The following is a 3,255-nucleotide window of genomic DNA, read 5'->3' as shown; positions in this document are numbered from 1 at the left end:
TGATACTGGACCCAGGTGGGTCAGATTTACTTCGGCGAAGCCTTCGAATGTGGGTCAGGTTTCAGTCGGCGTTGACATCTTCGCGCCGCAAAGAGATTTCGGCTCGGTGTTGAGATAGTCCGGCACCGAGCCTCATTTCTGCACGGGACATACGCGACTCGGAACCATAGCGCCTTGACCCGAAATCGATTAGCCACGGTTTGTGGGGAGAGCGAACCCTCATTGCGAGGGGTTCGTCCCTGAGCTGCCTGTTGCGAGCAAACTGTCATCAATTGCAGCCGTAGCCTGACCGACGATTCCACCAGCATATCGCCTGGCCATCCGTGCAAACGAACATGCTGCCAACAGCGTCGCATTGAACAATTGCTTGCCGACGACCGTTTGCCGTCGGACTGTCTTTTGTCAGCTCTGAATCCGATGACGCGACTGCGCTCTCTATCGCTGCACGAACTTTCGCGCTTCCCTCGTTTGACTTCTTTGTCGGTGCGGGAGGCGTGACGCTGCATGCGGAAATGAAGAAAGTCAAAAAAGCAGTATGAGCGTCAGGCTCGCCTTCGTTGAAACCATGGTCTTTTCCCCAACCTGGCAGGCGCTAATTGTCCCCCTTGAGCAAAACGGCAATTGCCGCAGCGCACATAGAGCAATTCTACCCTGCGTTTGCGAGAGCCTTTCGCCGGCCCACTGAATCCGAAAACCGGCGCGACTGGGGCGCTCACGCTCGGCCGCCGGCTTGGATTAAAGACGTGAGCGAAAGCCTTGCCTGTGGCAGCGGCAACTTTCGTATCCGGAGACGGGCTACCGGCGTCATCGAATGCGTCGCCGGCAAAATACCTAGACCTGGAGTCGCAGCTATGTCAAAAATGGATTTCAGCGGCACGGGGACAGACCGGCATACCCGCATCAGTCCGAACGTCTGTGCCGCAGGCAAGCAAGGCCGAAACCAAAAGAGCGCCACCATTGAACGGACTGCGAGCAGCTGCCTGATTGCCGCGATGTCTCTGTCTTGACATCCAGTCGTTCAAGATTCCGGCATCGAGTTCTGCTTAGACGAGGCGGTACGGTCGTTGCGTAGCCGTGTACGATGAACTGTAGTTTGCGGGCAATCGAAATGCATTCCGTCCTACTTGTCGACGACGACTTCGACTCTCTGTCAGCTCTTCGCTTCGTATTCGAAGTCCACGACTTTCAGGTATTTGGGGCCGAGCACGGTGGTGTGGCGCTCGCCCAGTTAGCGAAGCACTTACCGGATTTGGTAGTCACAGATATGGAGATGCCTCAGTTCGATGGCATCGAACTCTGCAAAAGACTCAAGTGCTACCCGACGTTCGCTTCGTTGCCTGTCATCCTCGTCTCGGGCGGTCAGCCACCGGCCAACGTGCCGATGGTTTGGGATGCGTTTCTTCCGAAACCAGTCGATTTTTACCAACTCATTGCGGTCATTGAGCAGCTTCCCGTGTTCCGGCTTGGCAGCAGACGAGAATAATCGCCAGTGGATGCGCCAACGCTGCCGAAAGGCCGCGGTTCGTCGCAAACCGGTGCAGCTCGAATTCGCCAAGTCGGGCGGAACATCGCTTGCTTGCGCGAAAACTCAAAGCAGATGTCAGACTCAACATGCAATCGCTTCTCATCGTCGAAGACAATCCGCGTGACCTTGACCTCACTCTCATTGCGTTGGAGTCGTACTCCGATTCCCTGGCGATTGAGACCGCCCGCGACGGTGAGGAGGCGTTGGCGTATCTGCGGCGTGAGGGGCGTTGGCTCCGGCGAGTTGGCGACGACCCTGCACTTGTCTTGATGGATTTGAAGCTGCCAAAGATGGATGGATTTGACGTGCTACAAGAAATTCGTCGCACTCCGAAAATCGCTCTGTTGCCCGTCGTCGCGCTGACTTCATCTTGCGAGTCACGTGACCTGCGTCGCTGCTATGAGTCTGGCATCAACGCGTTCGTCGTTAAGCCGATGAATTTCGGCGAATTCTCTAAGACGCTTTCTTTCGTCGCCGCCTTCTGGTTGCGGTTGAATAGGCGGCCATCGAGCGCGAGGACAGCCTAGTTTTTCTCCCTTGGCTGGCTTTCTTCGCGGTTTAGCCTTGTAAAAGCGCACATCAAACCTTAAGCGAACCTCGTCGATAACGCATTGACCCGAGCGTCGACGAACTGCGCAGTGCGGCGGTTGCGGTGAGAACCAGTTCATACGAGCGTCCTCCCGAGTCGGTCGCTGACCGGCAAATATCGGGCGATGGTGAACTCAACTAATGTAAGAGCATCTCGGGGTACACCATTGGTCGGCCCCCATCTTCCTGTTCTTCACGGCTTTGCACAAGGACGGAACAGAACTCCAAGGGTCCAATCGGCAACTCGCTGCCGACTTCCTCCCGTCCAGTTCCACTCCAGCCCAGGCGTTTGACGAAGCACAAACATATGAATAGACTTCGCGTTCGCGCACCGCTATGCACTCCCCATGATTACCCATCACGATGCGTCGACTTCCGAAGGCTCAGCGCTAGACATCCCTGTACCGCCGCGCGATTTTGGGTCAACCCGCCGTATGCTCATCGCGGCGTTCGTTGCATCAATCGTCACCCCACTACTCTTTTTGGCCGTTTACGGTTACTTCGGCTATCAAACCCGCATATCCGATTCGTCTGAGGGAATTGACCGTCTCACAAGGGTAGCCGAAGAACAAGCTGTAAAAGTCCTGGACGTCACGCAGGAGATGTCGCTCCGAATCATGGCCCTTCTCGGTGATGACGGCGACGCGCAACTTCGCGCAAGACAGCTATCGATACACAATTTCCTCGCGGACACCGCGCGGCGTTTGCCTTCCGTCGCCTCTATCGCAATTTTTGGACGCAAGGGGAATCTGCTGGCAAGTAGCAGTGTCTACCCCGTCGGACTTCAGTCAATTGGCGACCGTTCTCTCCTAACGTCCGACCGGGATGACAGCGAAGCCGGGCTGAATATTTCTCAACCCGAACAAATCTCCGACCCAATTTTCGACGTTTTCAATGTTTCTCTGCCCAGATACGACGCGACAGGACATGTTCTCGGTGTCCTCGTCATCTCTCTGCGTCGCGACTACTTCCAATCGTTTTACCAGCGGCTAACCACGCATGACAAGGCGCTGACAATCGGTCTTTTTCGAAGTGACGGCACCACCCTCGTTCGATTTCCCGCCCCTAGGGAAACGCTGATTAATAGAGCTCGGCGGTCATCGCTCACGTAGCTGCGGACGTTATAGAAGGCAGCTCACGAA

3 protein-coding genes are annotated in these 3,255 nt (G+C 55.8%); all 3 read left to right on the top strand.

Annotation, left to right across the window (positions count from 1 at the left end):
- Positions 1–1,108 precede the first annotated feature (1,108 nt).
- Entirely contained in the window at positions 1,109–1,483 is a 375-nt protein-coding gene (locus AWB74_RS43710) for a response regulator (protein WP_061152693.1), read from the top strand.
- A 128-nt stretch (positions 1,484–1,611) separates the two neighbouring features.
- The gene (locus AWB74_RS43705) at positions 1,612–2,052 is read left to right on the top strand and encodes a response regulator (RefSeq protein WP_061152694.1); all 441 of its coding nucleotides are present in this window, start codon (positions 1,612–1,614) and stop codon (positions 2,050–2,052) included.
- Positions 2,053–2,460: 408 nt separating this feature from the next.
- On the top strand, positions 2,461–3,225 hold the full coding sequence (locus tag AWB74_RS43700; RefSeq protein ID WP_200822122.1) for a PDC sensor domain-containing protein: 765 nt from the start codon (positions 2,461–2,463) through the stop codon (positions 3,223–3,225).
- The last annotated feature ends 30 nt before the right edge of the window (positions 3,226–3,255 follow it).

This window comes from Caballeronia arvi (assembly GCF_001544695.2).
Classification (GTDB): Bacteria; Pseudomonadota; Gammaproteobacteria; order Burkholderiales; family Burkholderiaceae; genus Caballeronia; species Caballeronia arvi.
Note: the sequence above shows the minus strand (reverse complement) of the source record. Positions and strands in the feature narration are given on the sequence as shown.

Coding starts and splice junctions, on each gene's coding strand:
- AWB74_RS43710 (WP_061152693.1), top strand. CDS start 1,109: ATGCATTCCGTCCTACTTGTCGACGACGACTTCGACTCTCTGTCAGCT.
- AWB74_RS43705 (WP_061152694.1), top strand. CDS start 1,612: ATGCAATCGCTTCTCATCGTCGAAGACAATCCGCGTGACCTTGACCTC.
- AWB74_RS43700 (WP_200822122.1), top strand. CDS start 2,461: ATGATTACCCATCACGATGCGTCGACTTCCGAAGGCTCAGCGCTAGAC.